Origin of the sequence: Catenulispora rubra (assembly GCF_015356825.1) — a bacterium.
Classification (GTDB): domain Bacteria; phylum Actinomycetota; class Actinomycetes; order Streptomycetales; family Catenulisporaceae; genus Catenulispora; species Catenulispora rubra.
Window position 1 is genome coordinate 1 of the sequence record NZ_JAACYW010000261.1, and the last position, 16403, is coordinate 16403.

Here is a 16403-nt window from a genome sequence, read left to right on the forward strand (position 1 = left end):
CAGCCCACCTAGACCCCGCCAACGTGCCGACCGCGTCGCAGCCGCCTCGCATCATCCATTCGGCCTCGTCGATTCCGCGTAGCCCTGATACGCACAACATCAGATGTCCAACTTGCCCGGATAGCGAAGTATGGACATGTTCCCGGTGGCGGTGTCACGGCGCAAAGTCGCTGGGAATCGACAGCCGACTACACCCGTCAGCGCGGACAGAGCTCACCGCGCCGGCGGGCACATCGGACGTCGTGCCCTCGGCCGGTCCCAGACCGTCCGTCTGCTCGGTGGAAGGGGAGTAAATGCCCCGGACACTGGTCAGTGTCCAGGGCGGGGGAACTCCCCCACCATCGAGCAGTCCCGGGGCCGGCGCGCCGGCCCCGGGAGGGCAACCTCACCGTCCGACCCCGCGGACGGCCAACGGGGGCGCTTGCGCCGCCCGGTATGTCGGCGTGCCATCGTTGAGTCGCGTTTGCGACCCGCCCCTGGCACTCCACTTGACCGAGTGCTAAAGGCCCGCCTAGTCTCGCTTTGGCACCCTCGCACCGAGAGTGCCAGCGCGATACGGCCGGACCCTGGCACCCGCGACGACAGGTTCCGCAACCAGTTCCCATCGCCGATCCGTCACGCGAACGAAAGGTCACACATCGTGGCTACCGTTGCCATCAAGCCGCTCGAGGACCGCGTCGTCGTCAAGCCGCTCGACGCCGAGCAGACCACCGCCTCCGGCCTCGTCATCCCGGACACCGCCAAGGAGAAGCCGCAGGAGGGCGTCGTCCTGGCCGTGGGCCCGGGCCGCTGGGAGGACGGCAAGCGCGTCGAGCTCGACGTCAAGGAGGGCGACATCGTCCTCTACAGCAAGTACGGCGGCACCGAGGTCAAGTACAACAACGAGGAGTACCTCGTTCTGTCGGCGCGCGACCTGCTCGCGATCGTCAACAAGTAGCACCCGCCCGTCGCCCGGCCACCGCCCCAGGTGGCGCGCGACGCGCCGCAGTACTTGATGAGCTGCATTTCCGCCCCGGGCGGCCGGGGACCCGGCCTTGAGCGCCGGGGCGGATTTTTCTTCTTCTTAAAGACAAGGAACGTACTCGCTCATGGCGAAGATGCTCGAATTCGACGAGGACGCCCGGCGCAGCCTGGAGCGCGGCGTCAACGCGCTTGCCGACGCGGTCAAGGTGACCATCGGTCCCAAGGGCCGCAACGTCGTCATCGACAAGAAGTTCGGCGCCCCGACCATCACCAACGACGGCGTGACCATCGCCCGTGAGGTTGAGCTCGAGGACCCGTACGAGAACCTCGGCGCGCAGCTGGCGAAGGAAGTCGCCACCAAGACCAACGACATCGCCGGTGACGGCACCACCACCGCGACGGTGCTGGCCCAGGCGATGGTGCGCGAGGGCCTGCGCAACGTCGCGGCCGGCGCGCAGCCGATCGCGCTCAAGCGCGGTATCGACGCGGCTGTCAAGGCCGTCGCCGAGCAGCTGCTGTCCACCGCCAAGCAGGTGGAGACCAAGGAGTCCATCGCCCAGGTCGGCGCGATCTCCGCGCAGGACAAGGCGATCGGCGACCTGATCGCCGAGGCGATGGACAAGGTCGGCAAGGACGGTGTCATCACCGTCGAAGAGTCGAACACCATGGGCCTGGAGCTCGAGTTCACCGAGGGCATGCAGTTCGACAAGGGCTACCTGTCGCCCTACATGGTGACCGACCAGGAGCGCATGGAGGCGATCCTGGAGGACCCCTACATCCTGATCAACCAGGGCAAGATCAGCTCCCTGAACGAGCTGCTGCCGCTGCTGGAGAAGGTCGCGCAGTCCCGCAAGCCGCTGCTGATCATCGCCGAGGACGTCGACGGCGAGGCGCTGTCCACGCTGGTCGTGAACAAGATCCGCGGCACCTTCACCTCGGTCGCGGTCAAGGCCCCGGCCTTCGGCGACCGTCGCAAGGCGATCCTGGAGGACCTGGCTATCCTGACCGGCGCGCAGGTCGTGGCGCCCGAGGTCGGCCTGAAGCTGGACCAGGTCGGCGTCGAGGTGCTGGGCACCGCCCGCCGCGTGACCATCACCAAGGACGACACCACCGTCGTCGACGGTGCCGGCGACGCCTCGGCGGTGGCCGACCGCGTGAAGCAGATCAAGGCCGCGATCGAGACCACCGACTCCGACTGGGACCGCGAGAAGCTGCAGGAGCGCCTGGCCAAGCTGGCCGGCGGCGTCTGTGTCATCCGCGTCGGCGCGGCCACCGAGGTCGAGCTGAAGGAGAAGAAGCACCGTCTGGAGGACGCCATCTCCGCGACCCGTGCCGCGGTCGAGGAGGGCATCGTCGCCGGCGGCGGCTCCGCGCTGGTGCACGCCGTCTCGGTGCTGGAGGGTGACCTGGGCCTGACCGGCGACGAGGCGACCGGCGTGCGCGTCGTGCGTCGTGCCGCGGTCGAGCCGCTGCGCTGGATCGCCGAGAACGCGGGCCTCGAGGGCTACGTCGTGACCGACAAGGTCGCGAACCTGCCCGTCGGTTCCGGCCTGAACGCGGCCACCGGCGAGTACGTGGACCTGGTCGCGGCCGGCGTCATCGACCCGGTCAAGGTCACCCGCTCCGCGCTGGCCAACGCCGCGTCCATCGCGTCGATGCTGCTCACGACCGAGACCCTGGTCGTCGAGAAGCCGGCGCCCAAGGAGGACGAGGGCCACTCGCACGGCGGCCACGGCCACAGCCACTGAGAGCTGGCGACACTAAGAGTTGGCAAGGCTAAGGGCTCGCGGCGCGGTTCCCAGCGCTAAAGGGTCCGTGACGCCAAGGGCTCGCGAAGCTAAGAGCCCGCGACGCTAAGACCTTGCTGGCTTCATAGCGAGCGCTGAGGGCGGCTCTATACGGAGAACTCCGTATAGAGCCGCCTTTCTACTGCTCGCCGTGCAGCCGAACCGACTACCCGAGCTGCGCGTGTTCCGCAGTCCCTGCGGACTCCGAGAACCTGTGGAACCCAACGGATCCACAACCCACGCGGCCCCAGCTAGAGCTACTGCTTAGTCTTCGCCTTAGCGCGGACCCCAGCAGAAACCGTATTGGCCGGCCGCGTCATGGTCATCCCGTTGCTCGGCGCGGTAGCCGGCGCACCAGAAGGCTTCGCCTGTAGCTTCACCGGCACCTTCGTCGACGGCTTCCGCGTCGGCTTCGAGTTCTTCGCCGAGGCCAGCGCCGCGAGCTTCGCAGCCCGCGCCACAGCCTTCTCGCGTGTGTAGTGCTCGTCGCGCTCTTCCTCGGTCATGCCGCCCCACACTCCATAGGGCTCATGTACCTGTAGCGCGTGCTCCCGGCATGGTTTGCATACCGGGCAGTGCAGACACACTTCCTTCGCGGCCTCCTCCCGCGAGGTCCGCGCCTGGCCGCGCTCGCCTTCCGGGTGGAAGAACAGGTCGCTGTCGGTACCGCGGCACGAGCCGCGCAACTGCCAGTCCCAGAAGTCCGCGTTCGGGCCCGGGAGACGGGACACGTCGGCCATGGCAAGCCCTTCCTTCCGTCGGCCACCCCCGCCGGCGAATCCGCAGGTCAGTCGTCCTGTTGTCGGACGACCGACGGCGAGTCGCTGGATGGAGTGGTCTTCGGCTGCATCGTGTTGGCCGCAGCCGCGGCGGGTGCATGATCCCGGTGAGAGTGAGTCGGGAAATGCATCGGCGTCGCGGCGGCGGCCCTACCTCGTGGTGAACCAGGTGTCGGTTGTCCAATACCTGATCCGGCGAGCGGTCATTCCGATCATGCCCCGAACCGTGCTCGATTGTCACTGAGTTGCCGCAATCGACTACGGACTGTGAGCAACGGCGCGGCGGTGGACCGCCCGTCGGAAGGAGAGGCACGGCGAAGTGATCGGGCTCCGCGAGGACGACGGCTGGGCGGAAGAAACGTGGGGGCGGGCCTTGGACGCCGGCCGGCCCCCCGAGAGTGGTGGCGGAGGCGGGCGTGGCGGCCGGGGCTCACGGGGCTCACAGGGCGAAGGCAACGACCGAGGCGGCCAAGGCGGCCGGGACGGTCGAAATGGCAGAGACGGCAGAGACGGCAGAGACAACCGCGACGAGCCGGAAGCGGACCCCTCGGCGCGCCCGGAGGACCGGCCCTGGACCCCGATCCCACGTCAGGCGAAGGCGGCCGACCCGGGCCTGATCCCGCCCCAGCGCCGTCTGAAAAAAACATCGCGGAGCGCGTAACGCTTTCGGGTGAAGCTCGTTTTCCATCTCGGAGTAACGATGGCCCGCGCCCCCGCCCGCCGCCCGTCCGCCTCTCAGGAGGCGCTTCGCGCAGCGGTCTGCAAAAGGGTGGGTGGCGAAGCGGCGCGAACCATCGACTACGGGGACCTGTCCGCCATAAGCTCAATAGGTGTCACAACCTCACGAATGTGGAGGCTTGACCGATGACGTCCATCCTAGTCTGCGACGACTCCCCGCTGGCCCGGGAGACGCTGCGACGCGCCGTGGCGACCGTGCCCGGCGTCGACAAGGTCACCACCGCCAACAGCGGCGAGGAAGTGCTGCGCCGGTGGACTGCCGACCGCTCCGACCTGGTCCTGATGGACGTGCGGATGCCCGGCCTGGGGGGTGTGGAGACCGTGCGCCGGCTGCTGTCCAACGACCCCAACGCCCGGGTGATCATGCTGACCATGGCCGAGGACCTGGACGGCGTGGCGCTCGCGGTGGCCACCGGCGCCCGCGGCTACCTGCACAAGGACGCCTCCCGCGCCGAGCTGCGCGCCACCGTCAGCCAGGCGCTGGCCGACCCGACCTGGCGGCTGGCCCCGCGCCGGCTGCGCCCGGCCGAGATCGGCGCCGTCCCGACCCTGACCGCGCGCGAGATCCAGGTGCTGGAGGGTATGAGCCACGGCCGCTCCAACGCCGAGATCGGCCGCGACCTGTTCCTCTCGGAAGACACGGTGAAGACCCATGCGCGCAGGCTGTTCAAGAAGCTCGGCGCCTCGGACCGGGCCCACGCCGTGGCGCTCGGGTTCCGCTGGGGCCTGGTCCGCTGAGGCCGGACCGGCCGGTATCGCGGCCGCCGTCCCCGGCGGGGGGTACGGCGCCTGGTGCCGGTGTGATTCCGAGCACGCCGGAGGCGATCATCCGTTGATCGGTTTGGTCGGGCCGGATTCCTGGGGGAAGATTGCTTATCGGTCCCCCTTGACATTCGGATGGTGACATGTCTGACGCCGGCCTGCCCGCCAAGTTCGCGACCCTCGGCCTGACCTACGACGACGTTCTGCTGGTCCCGGCCTACTCCGAAGTGGTGCCCGGCGAGCTGAACACCGGCACCCGGCTGTCGCGCAACATCACCTTGAACGTGCCGCTGATCTCCGCGGCCATGGACACCGTCACCGAGGCGCGCATGGCCATCGCCATGGCCCGCCAGGGCGGCGTCGGCGTCCTGCACCGCAACCTGTCGATCGAGGCCCAGGCCGCGCAGGTGGACCTGGTCAAGCGCTCCGAGTCGGGCATGGTCACCCAGCCGGTGACCGTCGCGCCGGAGGCCACCTTGGCCGAGGTGGACGAGCTGTGCGCCAAGTACCGCATCTCCGGCCTGCCGGTGACCGCCACCGACGGCACCCTGCTGGGCATCATCACCAACCGCGACCTGCGCTTCGAGACCGACTCCTCGCGCCGGGTGGCCGATGTCATGACGCGCATGCCGCTGGTCACCGGCCCCGCCGGGATAAGCGGCGAGGACGCGATGAAGCTCCTGGCCAAGCACAAGATCGAGAAGCTGCCGCTGGTCACCGAGGACGGCAAGCTGTCCGGCCTGATCACCGTCAAGGACTTCGACAAGAGCGAGAAGTACCCGCTGGCCACCAAGGACGAGAACGGCCGGCTGCGCGTCGGCGCGGCGATCGGCTTCCTCGGCGACTCCTTCGAGCGTGCCCAGGCCCTGATGCAAGCCGGCGTCGACTTCCTGGTCATCGACAGCGCGCACGGCCACTCCAAGGTCGAGCTGGACATGATCGCCAAGGTCAAGGCCGAGGCCCCGCACATCGACGTGATCGCCGGCAACGTGGTCACCGCCGCGGGCGGCCGGGCGCTGATCGACGCCGGCGCCGACGCGATCAAGGTCGGCGTGGGTCCGGGCTCCATCTGCACCACCCGCGTGGTGGCCGGTGTCGGCATGCCCCAGGTGACCGCGGTCTACGAGGTCGCGGAGGCGGCCAGGGAGCACGGCGTCCCGGTGATCGCCGACGGCGGCCTGCAGTACTCCGGCGACATCGGCAAGGCCATCGCCGCCGGCGCCGACTCGGTGATGCTCGGCTCGCTGCTGGCCGGCTGCGAGGAGTCGCCCGGCGAGCTGCTGTTCATCAACGGCAAGCAGTTCAAGTCCTACCGCGGCATGGGTTCCCTCGGCGCTATGCAGTCCCGCGGAGAGAACAAGTCCTACTCCAAGGACCGCTACTTCCAGGGCGACGTGGAGTCCGACGAGAAGTTGATCGCCGAGGGCATCGAGGGCCAGGTCCCCTACCGCGGCCCGCTGGCTTCGGTGGTGCTGCAGCTGATCGGCGGCCTGCGCCAGTCGATGCTCTACTGCGGCGCGCACACCATCCCGCAGTTGCAGGACGCGCAGTTGGTCCGGATCACCGCCGCGGGTCTGCGCGAGAGCCACCCGCACGACATCCAGATGACGGTCGAGGCGCCGAACTACTCCAAGCGCTGACCACACAGAGCACTCCACGGCCCGACGCTGTAGCGTCGGGCCGTAAGTACGTCCGGAGAAAGATTCGAGGTATTCCAGGTGACCGAGGTCGAGATCGGCCGGGCCAAGCGTGGCCGCCGCGCCTACGGGTTCGACGACGTGGCGGTTGTGCCTTCGCGGCGCACCCGGGACCCCGAAGAGGTCTCCATCGCCTGGCAGATCGACGCTTACCGGTTCGACACGCCCTTCATGGCCGCGCCGATGGACAGCGTCGTGTCCCCGGCGACCGCGATCCAGATCGGCAAGCTCGGCGGCTTGGGCGTCCTGAACCTCGAAGGCCTGTGGACTCGCTACGAGAACCCTGAGCCGCTTCTCCGGGAGATCGCGGACGTCCCTGCAGAGGACTCCACCAAGCGTCTGCAGGAGATCTACAGCGCGCCGGTCCAGCCCGAGCTGATCTCCGCACGCATCAAGGAGATCCGCGCCGCAGGGGTCACCGTGGCGGGCGCACTGTCGCCGCAACTCACAGCGGAGTTCCACTCTGTAGCGGTCTCCGCAGGGCTGGACATGTTGGTCATCCGCGGCACTACGGTGTCCGCGGAGCACGTGTCGGCCAACGCCGAGCCGCTGAACCTCAAGCAGTTCATCTACGAGCTCGACATCCCGGTCGTCGTCGGCGGCTGCGCGACCTACCAGGCGGCGCTGCACCTGATGCGCGCCGGCGCTGCGGGCATCCTGGTCGGCTTCGGCGGCGGTTCAACCCAGACCACCCGCGATGTCCTGGGCATCGCGGTGCCGATGGCCTCCGCGGTCTCCGACGTGGCGGCCGCGCGCCGCGACTACCTGGACGAGTCCGGCGGCCGCTATGTGCACGTCGTCGCGGACGGCGCCATGGGCGTCTCCGGCGACATCACCAAGGCGATCGCCTGCGGCGCTGACGCCGTGATGATTGGCTCGCCGCTCGCCCGTGCCGCCGAGGCTCCGGGGCGTGGCTTCCACTGGGGCGCAGAGGCGCACCACGCATCCGTACCGCGCGGGCACCGTACTGCGGTCGGCACTGTGGGGACTCTGGAGGAGATCCTGGTCGGCCCCTCCTCCTCTCCGGACGGCACGATGAACCTCGCCGGGGCGCTGCGCCGGGCGATGGGGACCTGTGGCTACACCGAGCTCAAGGGATTCCAGCGCGTCGAGGTCACTATCGCGACCTGAGTCTCCCCTGCTCGCGGCCCTGGAGAGAGAACGTATAAGCGCATCACTCGGTGAGCTTGTGATCGGCTTCACGGGTGACGTGCCACATGTGATCGCGTGCAGTGCCCACTATTAGGGCAGGCTTATAGCGTGCGTAGTCTGCGGTTGGGTCCAGTAGAGCGGGAGGCGGCACTGTCCGCCATGGCCGAGCGCGAGCTCGATGTCGTGGTCGTGGGCGGTGGCGTCGTGGGTACCGGGACGGCGTTGGACGCCGCGACCCGGGGTCTGAGTGTGGGGTTGCTGGAGGCGCGGGACTGGGCGTCGGGAACGTCCTCCCGCTCCTCCAAACTCATCCATGGCGGTCTCCGCTATCTGGAGATGCTCGATTTCGGGTTGGTCCGCGAGGCGCTGAAGGAGCGCGGCCTGCTGCTGGAACGGCTGGCCCCGCACTTGGTGCGTCCCGTGCCGTTCCTGTACCCGTTGACAGGCCGTGCGTGGGAACGCGTATACGCGGGTTCCGGCGTGGCGCTCTACGACGGGATGGCCACGTCGTCGAGCCACGGCAGAGGTCTGCCTCTGCACCGCCAGCTGTCGCGCCGTGCTGCACTGCGCATCGCGCCGGCGCTTAAGCGTTCCTCGCTTGTCGGGGCGATCCAGTACTACGACGCACAGGTGGACGACGCGCGCTACGTCACCTTCCTCGCGCGTACCGCAGCGAGCTACGGCGCGCACGTGGCCTCCCGGGCCCGCGTCACCGGCTTCCTGCGCGAAGGGGAGCGCGTCACCGGCGTCATCGTCAAGGACCTGGAGACGGGCAACACCCAGGAGATCCGCGCCAAGCAGGTTGTCAACGCGACCGGCGTGTGGACCGACGAGACGCAGGCCCTGGTGGGGGAGCGCGGACGCTTCCATGTGCGCGCCTCCAAGGGCATCCACCTGGTCGTCCCCAAGGACCGCATCCAGTCCGCGACCGGACTCATCCTGCGTACCGAGAAGTCCGTGCTCTTCGTCATCCCCTGGGGACGGCACTGGATCATCGGGACGACCGACACCGACTGGACGCTCGACAAGGCGCACCCCGCAGCCTCGCAGACGGACATCCAGTACCTGCTGGACCATGTGAACTCGGTCCTTAACGTTCCCCTGTCGCGGGCCGACGTAGAGGGCGTCTACGCAGGACTCCGTCCGCTGCTCGCTGGAGAGTCCGACGAGACCTCGAAGCTGTCCCGGGAGCACGTCGTAGCGCACGTCGTCCCCGGCCTCGTCGTGGTTGCCGGCGGCAAGTACACGACCTACCGCGTGATGGCCGAGGACGCCGTGAACGCGGCCGTACACGGCCTCGGAGGGGGCGTCCCTGCCTCGGTCACCGAGGACGTGCCGCTGCTCGGTGCAGACGGCTACAAGGCCCTGTGGAACAACCGTGGACGCATCGCCGAACGCAGCGGACTGCACGTTGCGCGCGTGGAGCACCTGCTGCGCCGCTACGGTTCGCTGATCGACGAGGTCCTGGACCTCACCGCCGAGAAGCCGGAGTTGGCTGAGCCTCTGCCCGGCGCGGAGGACTACCTCAAGGCGGAGGTCGTATATGCGGCCGCCGCAGAGGGTGCGCTGCACCTGGACGACGTCCTGGCTCGCCGCCTGCGAGTCTCCATCGAGACCTTCGACCGCGGCGTCAGCGCCGCCGAACCCACCGCGCGCCTCATCGCCCCGGTCCTGGGCTGGACCGAGGAGCAGATCAAGCGCGAGGTCGAGCACTACGTGGCGCGCGTCGCCGCGGAGCGGGAGTCCCAGGAGCAGCCGGACGACGCCACCGCGGACGCCGCACGGCTCGGCGCTCCGGACATCGTCCCCGTGATGTAGCCGGCGCTATAGGGATTCCCGAAGGATTCCCGGGCAGAAGGTGCCGCCCGGGAATCCCTTCAAGCCCGCGTGCTTTGATACCGACATGAGCCTCTACGACATCCCGATCAACACCCTCGACGGCAAGCCGGCCTCCCTGAAGGACTACCAGGGCAAGGCCGTCCTCCTCGTCAACGTCGCCTCCCGCTGCGGCCTCACGCCTCAGTACGAGGGCCTGGAGCGCCTCCACGAGCGCTACGCGGACCGCGGTTTCACCGTCCTCGGCGTCCCCTGCAACCAGTTCGGGGGCCAGGAGCCCGGCACCTCTGAGGAGATCCAGGAGTTCTGCTCCGCGACTTATGGCGTGACCTTCCCGCTCACGGAGAAGATCGAAGTCAACGGCGACGACCGTCACGCCCTTTACACCGAACTCACGAAGACGACCGACGCAGAGGGCAACGACGGCGACATCCAGTGGAACTTTGAAAAGTTCCTGATCAGTTCTGACGGCTCCGTCCTCAAGCGGTTCCGTCCGCGCACCGAGCCGGAGGCCCCGGAAGTGGTCGAAGCCATCGAAGCGGCACTCCCGGCCTAGTGACGGGTAGTGACATGCGCCGCTGATCACGCCAGGATGGCGCTATGCCGCATTGGACTCCGGAGGAAATGCCGGATCTGACGGGGCGAGTCGCCATGGTCACGGGGGCCAGTAGCGGTATCGGGTTCCACACTGCGTTGGAACTCGCGCGTCACGGAGCCCGGACCCTGCTCGCCGTCCGTGATCCGGAAAAAGGAGAGTCCGCGCGGGAGCGGATCGCCGCGGTGATCCCCTCCGCGCGTGGACTCGTCGAGGTCGTCCACGTCGACCTGGCGAGTCTGGACTCGATCGAGGACGCCGCCGGCGACCTGGCCGACCGGACGGCGGCGGTGGACATCCTGGTGAACAACGCGGGCGTGATGGTCCCGGACGGCAGCACCACCGCCGACGGGTTCGAGCTCCAGTTCGGGACCAACCATCTGGGCCACTTCGCGCTCACCGGTCGCCTGCTGCCGTTGCTGCTGGCCGCCGAGTCCGCGCGGATCGTCACGGTCTCCAGCCTCACGCACCGCAGGGCGCGGCCGATCTGGGACTTCGAACCGGCGACGGAGAACGCCAAGGAGTTCTATACAGAGGCCGAGTGGCACCGTCATCGTGTCTCTGCGTACGGCCGCTCCAAGCTCGCCAACCTGCTCTTCACGCGGGAGTTGGACCGTAAGGCGAAGCACGCGCGCGTTTCCTTAGCCAGCGTCGCCGCGCACCCCGGCTATGCGGCAACCGGCCTGTTCGTGAAGACCTCCTTCAGCCGGCACCACCGAGTCGTCTCCGGGCTGTCGAACTTGGTGACCAGAGCGACCGGCCAGAGCGCCGCAACAGGTGCGTGGCCCTCTCTATACGCCGCCACGCATGTAGACCTCTTCGGCGGCGAGTACATCGGACCGCGCGGACCCGGTGAGATGCGCGGCGCACCCGCACTGGCCGCCATGAGCCTGATCGCCCAGGACGAGTCCGTCGCCGCCATCTTGTGGGACCAGTCTGTCGCCGCCACCGGGGTGGGGTACGAGGAACTGTCCCGCTGACCGGTCTGATGATCCGGCCATCATCCGGCAGTGGCTCAAAAGATCCGCGAAAAAGGTGGGAACCGTCGTGCGAGTCGCTGCGTCCAAATGCCAGTGACAACGTCGGCTAGGAGATGGAGCACAATGAAGCCCCTGGTGAAGACCGTGGCGACCACCGCCGTCGTGCTGGCGGGGCTCGCCGGGTGCGCCTCCCGTAGCTCGGGAGGCTCCAGCACGTCGGCAGCCGGTGCGGGGAGCGGCGGTTCTTCGACGTCGTCCTCCTCGTCGTCCCCAGGCCAGACGTCGAGCACCGCCCCTTCGAGTACCGGCCAGACCGGCTCGCCGAACCCCTCGAACCCCTCGAACCCTTCGGACCCCGGCACGGTGAAGTACGTCCCGCTGCAGGGTCTGTCGCTGGCGAAGGACGGCGTCACACTGGTCACCGAGGTGAACTGGGGCGGATGCAACGACCAGCCCACGCTCGTGATCAAGAGCCAGGACGCCTCCAAGGTCGTCGTCGAGGAGAAGTCCGTCTCCCACTACCGCGTCGGGATGATGTGCCCCGACTTCTCCCGCAACGGCGAGGCCACCGTGAAGCTCGACGCCCCGCTGGGCTCGCGCCAGGTGATCGACGGCGTCAAGAACGTGGCCATCAGCGTCAGCTGAGGTCCGGCCCCCGAGCGTCGGGCCCCTTCCGTAGTGCCTGGGACAACGGAAGGGGCCCGACGTGCTTCCCGGAGCACGAACACCCAAAGCGGACAACGCTCTGTGTCCCTCTGTAGGTCTCCCGTATGTCTCCCGTGTAGGACCCGCGCCAATCGGTCTCCACATGTTGCTATGCATGGCTGACACCGGCGGGTTTTTCTGGGAGGCTCATCGCCATGACCGCCGACACCATCGACCCCGGCAACGGCATATCCGAGGACGCTCAGGACGTTCCGGCCGGCGCCGGTCCCCAGCAGGCCACCCGCCTCGACAGCATCCACTCCCGACTGTCCGCCGACCTGGTCGAGCGGCTCATCGGAAAGGTGGCCATCCACGGGGCGGTGGGCGGTCGGACGCAGTCCTACAGTCCGCTCACCGGTGAACTCATCGCCGACTACCCCGCCAGCGCCCCGCAGGACGTGCGCGCCGCCTTCGCCAAGGCCCGCGCCGCGCAGCAGGAGTGGGGAAGCACGCACCTATCGCACCGGACCGCAGTCGCCCGCCGCCTGCACGACCTGCTCCTGGAACGCTCCGACCAGCTGCTGGACCTGGTGCAGATCGAGACCGGCAAGGCCCGCAAGCACGCCATGGACGAGGTCCTGTCGGCGGCCGCGGCGACCCGGCACTATGCGTACGCCTCCCGCGGATACATACGTAGCAAGCGTCGCCGCGGCGTCCTGCCGATCCTGACGAAGGTCACCGAGAACCGCATCCCCAAGGGCGTCGTCGGCGTCATCACGCCGTGGAACTACCCGCTGGCGCTCGCTGTCTCCGACGTCATACCGGCGCTCATCGCGGGCAACGCAGTGGTGCACAAGCCGGACACGCAGACCGCGCTCACCGGGCTGCGGTTGCGCGAGCTGGCCGTGCAGGCTGGCTTGCCGGAGGACCTGTGGCAGGTGGTCGTCGGCGACGGTCCGGTGGTCGGGCCGGCAGTCATTGCGGATGCCGACTACGTGGCCTTCACTGGTTCCACTGCTACCGGCCGCACAGTGGCACAGGCGGCGGCCTCCCGACTGATCGGCTGCTCGCTGGAGCTCGGCGGTAAGAACGCGATGCTCGTGCTCGATGACGCCGACATCGATAAGGCCGTGTCCGGTGCGGTGCGCGGCTGCTTCTCCTCTGCAGGGCAGCTCTGCATATCTATAGAGCGCATATACGTGCACTACACCAAGTACGACGAGTTCCTGTCGCGGTTCCTTACTGAGGTTCGCGCTATGCGTTTGGGGTCCGGTCTCGACTACACGGCGGACATGGGCTCGCTGACCAATACCAAGCAGCTTGAGAACGTGACGCTGCATGTAGAGGACGCTAAGGCGAAGGGCGCCAAGGTACTCGCCGGTGGACGTCGCCGTGCGGAGGTCGGCCCGCTGTTCTACGAGCCGACAGTGCTCGGAGACGTTAAGAACACCATGCGCGTCTATGGCGAGGAGACCTTTGGGCCGGTGGTGTCCGTGTACTCCTTCAAGAACGAAGGCGAAGCCATAGCGGACGCCAACAACACGCCCTATGGGCTGAACGCCTCTATGTGGACGCGCGACCATAAGCGTGCCCGCGAGATCGCGCGCCAGCTGCATGCCGGCACCGTGAACGTCAACGAGGCTTACGCCGCGGCCTGGGGGTCGGTCGACTCGCCGATGGGCGGCATGGGCCAGTCGGGCCTGGGGCGGCGGCACGGCGCCGAGGGCATCCTGCGCTTCACCGAGGCCCAGACCGCGGCCCGTCAGCGGCTGCTGCCGATCGCGCCCTGGTTCGGGATGTCGGAGCAGCGGTGGGGCACGCTGATGCTGCGGTCGCTGAAGCTTCTCAAGGTGCTGCGGATGAAGTAGCTGTTCGTGGATCGGCTGTTTCGCGAAGTGGTTTCGTGGAGCGGCCGTTCCGCAGAACGGGTGACGCCGCGACCGTTTGGTTCCGATTGTCGGTGCCGGGGGTTACGGTGGTGATCTGGCGTCACCCAAGGTCACCGACCGCCTCCTCTGTGACGTCACCGCAACGCACCAGAGGGGATGGTGATCCGCATGACGGAACCCGCCTCGTCCGCTTTCGTTCCCGCGCCGGCACCCGGCGGCGCGGCGTCCGGAGGGCCGGCTCAGTTCGGCGCGACCCTGGACGTCATGGCTCAGGCCGCCGCGCACGTCGGCACGGTCAACGAGGAGATCGCCGCCCTGCTGGCCACGCTGTTGGCCCAGCTGGAGCCGATCGCCTCGACCTGGAAGGGCGCCGCCTCCGGCGCGTTCCAGAACCTGCATCAGCGCTGGAACGCCGACGCCCGCAAGCTCAACGCCGCGCTCGGCGGGATCGCCGAGTCCCTGTCCGGCACCCACCGTCGTTACTCGGCGGCTGAGGAGTCGAACACCACTGCCGTCAACCGCGTCGCCGGCCTGATCGGCTGAGGGGGGATTCGCGATGAGCTACGGAGGCGAGCTGCTCGTCCACGCCGAGACGCTGTCCTCGGCGTCGCACAACGTGGCGGCGGCGCACAATGAGCTGAACAGCAAGCTGCACGATCTGCGGACTCTGCTGCAGCCACTGACGCAGACCTGGAGTGGGCAGGCGGCTGCGGACTACCAGGCGCGGCAGCGGCAGTGGGATCAGGCGCAGGCGGATCTGAACGAGGTGCTGCAGCAGATCGGGAAGGTGCTGGAGGTCGCGCAGCAGCAGTACGGGGATGCCGAGCGGGCGAACATCGACGTGTGGGCTTAGGTGTCGCGGGGCGCCACGGTGCGGTGTGCCGTGGGGCGTCGCGGCGAGATGCGGGAAGTCACGGTGTGGTGCCGCGCTGGCCGGGCCGGGCCGCGCCGGGCCGTGAGATGCACGTGACGTGCTGCTTGAGCCTTCGTCCGTCGTCGCCGTCCGCCAGCTGCCATCGGCCGTCCGGGTCCGCATCACAAGACCGGCTGGACCGGAACGCGGACGCCGTGGCACGATGACGGTATGCTCGCAAACCGCCGATTTTTTTATGGCTACGGACCTGGGTCCCTAGTCATCGTCGGCTGCTGAGCAAAACCAAGCCAACGAGCGCCTCGGACCCCTTCCGGTTCGGGGCGTTCGCCATTGGTGCGGGGGCTGCCGGGCCGGTGGGAGACCGGGCCGAGCCCGAGGAGCCCCGTCACATGACCGCCAGTGCCACCGCCGACTCCACGTCCGCCGGATCCACCGACTCTGCCGACCTCGCCACGCCGGGGGAGTCCCTGGTGTCCGTATCTGTTCCTGCAGCAGTCCCGCTGTCAGCCTCCGGCTCCAGCGACTCTGGACATGTTGTCGGCCAACCCACGCCGGCCGGCGTCCGTTCCGGGCGCGCCCAGATCGATGACCTCGACGCTCGCATCCTTGCCCTGGTCACCGAACGCATCAGCACCGCCGCCGACATCCAGGCCGCACGCATCGCGGAAGGCGGTCGTCGTCTGGACCTCAAGCGCGAGACCGAGATCATCGCCCGCTACCGGCAGGCGCTCGGCCGGCCCGGTGTGACGGTCGCGATGGCAGTCCTGGAATTGTGCCGAGGCCGCGTCTGAGGTGCGCTTGAGGTATGCGTGGGATGCGTGTGGGGCGGGTCCGGGGCGTTGCGGGGCGCGCAGCGGGCGCGTTCCCCGAAACCCCCACGAACCTTGTACGCGAGCCGTAACCGCCGGGTCGCCGGATCGTTGAACCGCTCGAATCACCGGTGCGGATCGCGGAGCCCGGTCGGCGCTCCACGCTCATGCGCCCGACCGGTGAAGGCGATGTGGGACACCTCGCCGGTGCCAGTGGTCCACCGCAGGGGACAGCGGGCCGGCCACCAGGGAAAACGGCGGCTGCCCCGGGGACGCCCGGGACAGCCGCCGCAGCACCGCGTGAATCAGACGGTGTACTTCTCGACGATCTTGCCCAGCTTCGGCAGCGCCTTCTCGATGTTGTCGACGCCCTTCGGACGGACCTGCTCGTACGCCTTGCGCAGCGTCGCGCGGTCCGACTGCGCGGCCCGGTCGTCAGTCACACCCAGCAGCGCGTTCGACACCTCCGGCCCCCTCCCGGCCAGGTAGTCGCCGAACGACCCGCCACCGGCGGACACGAAGTCCTCGTGGAACGGCTCCAGCCGCGCCACGAAGTCGTCGACCAGGGTGTCCACGGCATCCAGGATGATGCCGGACTTGAACGCGGTGACGACCTTGTAGGCGCCCTTCACCACCAGCCCCGAGTCCTTGACCTGCTCATCGATGAGCTGCACGCAGTCCTTCACGACCTGCGGGCGGTTGGTCGGATTGAGGAGGCTCTCCTGCAGAGTCTGTCCCATTGTTTATGTCCTCGAACGCGGTAGAGGGACGACCGCAACGGACCGGACGCACGGCCCGGGGCCCGACGTGCGGCCGAGTAGTGAGCGCTTAGGTTACCGTAACGCGACCGGCCTCCAAGACGCGTTCCGCCACCTCGCCCTCAGATATCTGAGACCC

Annotated in this window: 14 protein-coding genes and 1 pseudogene; 13 read left to right on the forward strand and 2 right to left on the reverse strand. The window is 68.4% G+C overall.

Annotation, left to right across the window (positions count from 1 at the left end):
* Positions 1–637: 637 nt before the first annotated feature.
* Positions 638–937, forward strand: a complete 300-nt coding sequence (gene groES / locus GWK61_RS42605; protein ID WP_041541161.1) for a co-chaperone GroES — start codon at positions 638–640, stop codon at positions 935–937.
* Positions 938–1088: 151 nt separating this feature from the next.
* Positions 1089–2711, forward strand: coding sequence for a chaperonin GroEL (groL, locus tag GWK61_RS42610; protein WP_194917743.1), 1623 nt, complete (start codon positions 1089–1091; stop codon positions 2709–2711).
* A 517-nt stretch (positions 2712–3228) separates the two neighbouring features.
* On the opposite strand, the pseudogene GWK61_RS61080 reads toward groL, so the two are convergent.
* Positions 3229–3490: pseudogene (locus GWK61_RS61080) on the reverse strand (WhiB family transcriptional regulator); the annotation flags it as partial.
* Positions 3491–4393: 903 nt separating this feature from the next.
* Between GWK61_RS61080 and GWK61_RS42620 the strand changes: the two are divergent.
* The 11 genes from GWK61_RS42620 (at position 4394) to GWK61_RS42670 (ending at position 15488) form a co-directional block, all read left to right on the forward strand.
* Positions 4394–5005: a response regulator transcription factor gene (locus GWK61_RS42620; RefSeq protein WP_012785233.1), complete on the forward strand. Its 612-nt coding sequence runs from the start codon at positions 4394–4396 to the stop codon at positions 5003–5005.
* 167 nt (positions 5006–5172) lie between these two features.
* Positions 5173–6669 carry an IMP dehydrogenase gene (guaB, locus tag GWK61_RS42625; protein WP_194917747.1) on the forward strand — a complete coding sequence of 499 codons (1497 nt, stop codon included), beginning with the start codon at positions 5173–5175 and terminating at the stop codon, positions 6667–6669.
* Positions 6670–6747: 78 nt separating this feature from the next.
* Complete coding sequence (locus GWK61_RS42630) at positions 6748–7857, forward strand: GuaB3 family IMP dehydrogenase-related protein (protein ID WP_194917749.1); 1110 nt, start codon at positions 6748–6750, stop codon at positions 7855–7857.
* A 129-nt stretch (positions 7858–7986) separates the two neighbouring features.
* On the forward strand, positions 7987–9696 hold the full coding sequence (locus GWK61_RS42635) for a glycerol-3-phosphate dehydrogenase/oxidase (protein ID WP_194917751.1): 1710 nt from the start codon (positions 7987–7989) through the stop codon (positions 9694–9696).
* An 85-nt stretch (positions 9697–9781) separates the two neighbouring features.
* Positions 9782–10270: a glutathione peroxidase gene (locus tag GWK61_RS42640; protein WP_194917753.1), complete on the forward strand. Its 489-nt coding sequence runs from the start codon at positions 9782–9784 to the stop codon at positions 10268–10270.
* Between the two features lie 44 nt (positions 10271–10314).
* Positions 10315–11289, forward strand: a complete 975-nt coding sequence (locus GWK61_RS42645; protein ID WP_194917755.1) for an oxidoreductase — start codon at positions 10315–10317, stop codon at positions 11287–11289.
* A gap of 123 nt (positions 11290–11412) precedes the next feature.
* Complete coding sequence (locus GWK61_RS42650; protein WP_194917758.1) at positions 11413–11934, forward strand: hypothetical protein; 522 nt, start codon at positions 11413–11415, stop codon at positions 11932–11934.
* 215 nt (positions 11935–12149) lie between these two features.
* Positions 12150–13802 carry a succinic semialdehyde dehydrogenase gene (locus GWK61_RS42655; RefSeq protein WP_194917760.1) on the forward strand — a complete coding sequence of 551 codons (1653 nt, stop codon included), beginning with the start codon at positions 12150–12152 and terminating at the stop codon, positions 13800–13802.
* A 189-nt stretch (positions 13803–13991) separates the two neighbouring features.
* Positions 13992–14366 (forward strand): WXG100 family type VII secretion target, encoded by a 375-nt coding sequence (locus tag GWK61_RS42660; protein ID WP_194917762.1) that lies wholly within the window; start codon positions 13992–13994, stop codon positions 14364–14366.
* A gap of 13 nt (positions 14367–14379) precedes the next feature.
* The gene (locus tag GWK61_RS42665; RefSeq protein ID WP_194917764.1) at positions 14380–14676 is read left to right on the forward strand and encodes a WXG100 family type VII secretion target; all 297 of its coding nucleotides are present in this window, start codon (positions 14380–14382) and stop codon (positions 14674–14676) included.
* Between the two features lie 410 nt (positions 14677–15086).
* Positions 15087–15488 carry a chorismate mutase gene (locus GWK61_RS42670; protein WP_194917765.1) on the forward strand — a complete coding sequence of 134 codons (402 nt, stop codon included), beginning with the start codon at positions 15087–15089 and terminating at the stop codon, positions 15486–15488.
* Between the two features lie 323 nt (positions 15489–15811).
* Here GWK61_RS42670 and GWK61_RS42675 read toward each other — a convergent pair whose 3' ends face one another.
* Complete coding sequence (locus GWK61_RS42675) at positions 15812–16246, reverse strand: DUF6918 family protein (RefSeq protein WP_194917767.1); 435 nt, start codon at positions 16244–16246, stop codon at positions 15812–15814.
* Between the last annotated feature and the right edge of the window lie 157 nt (positions 16247–16403).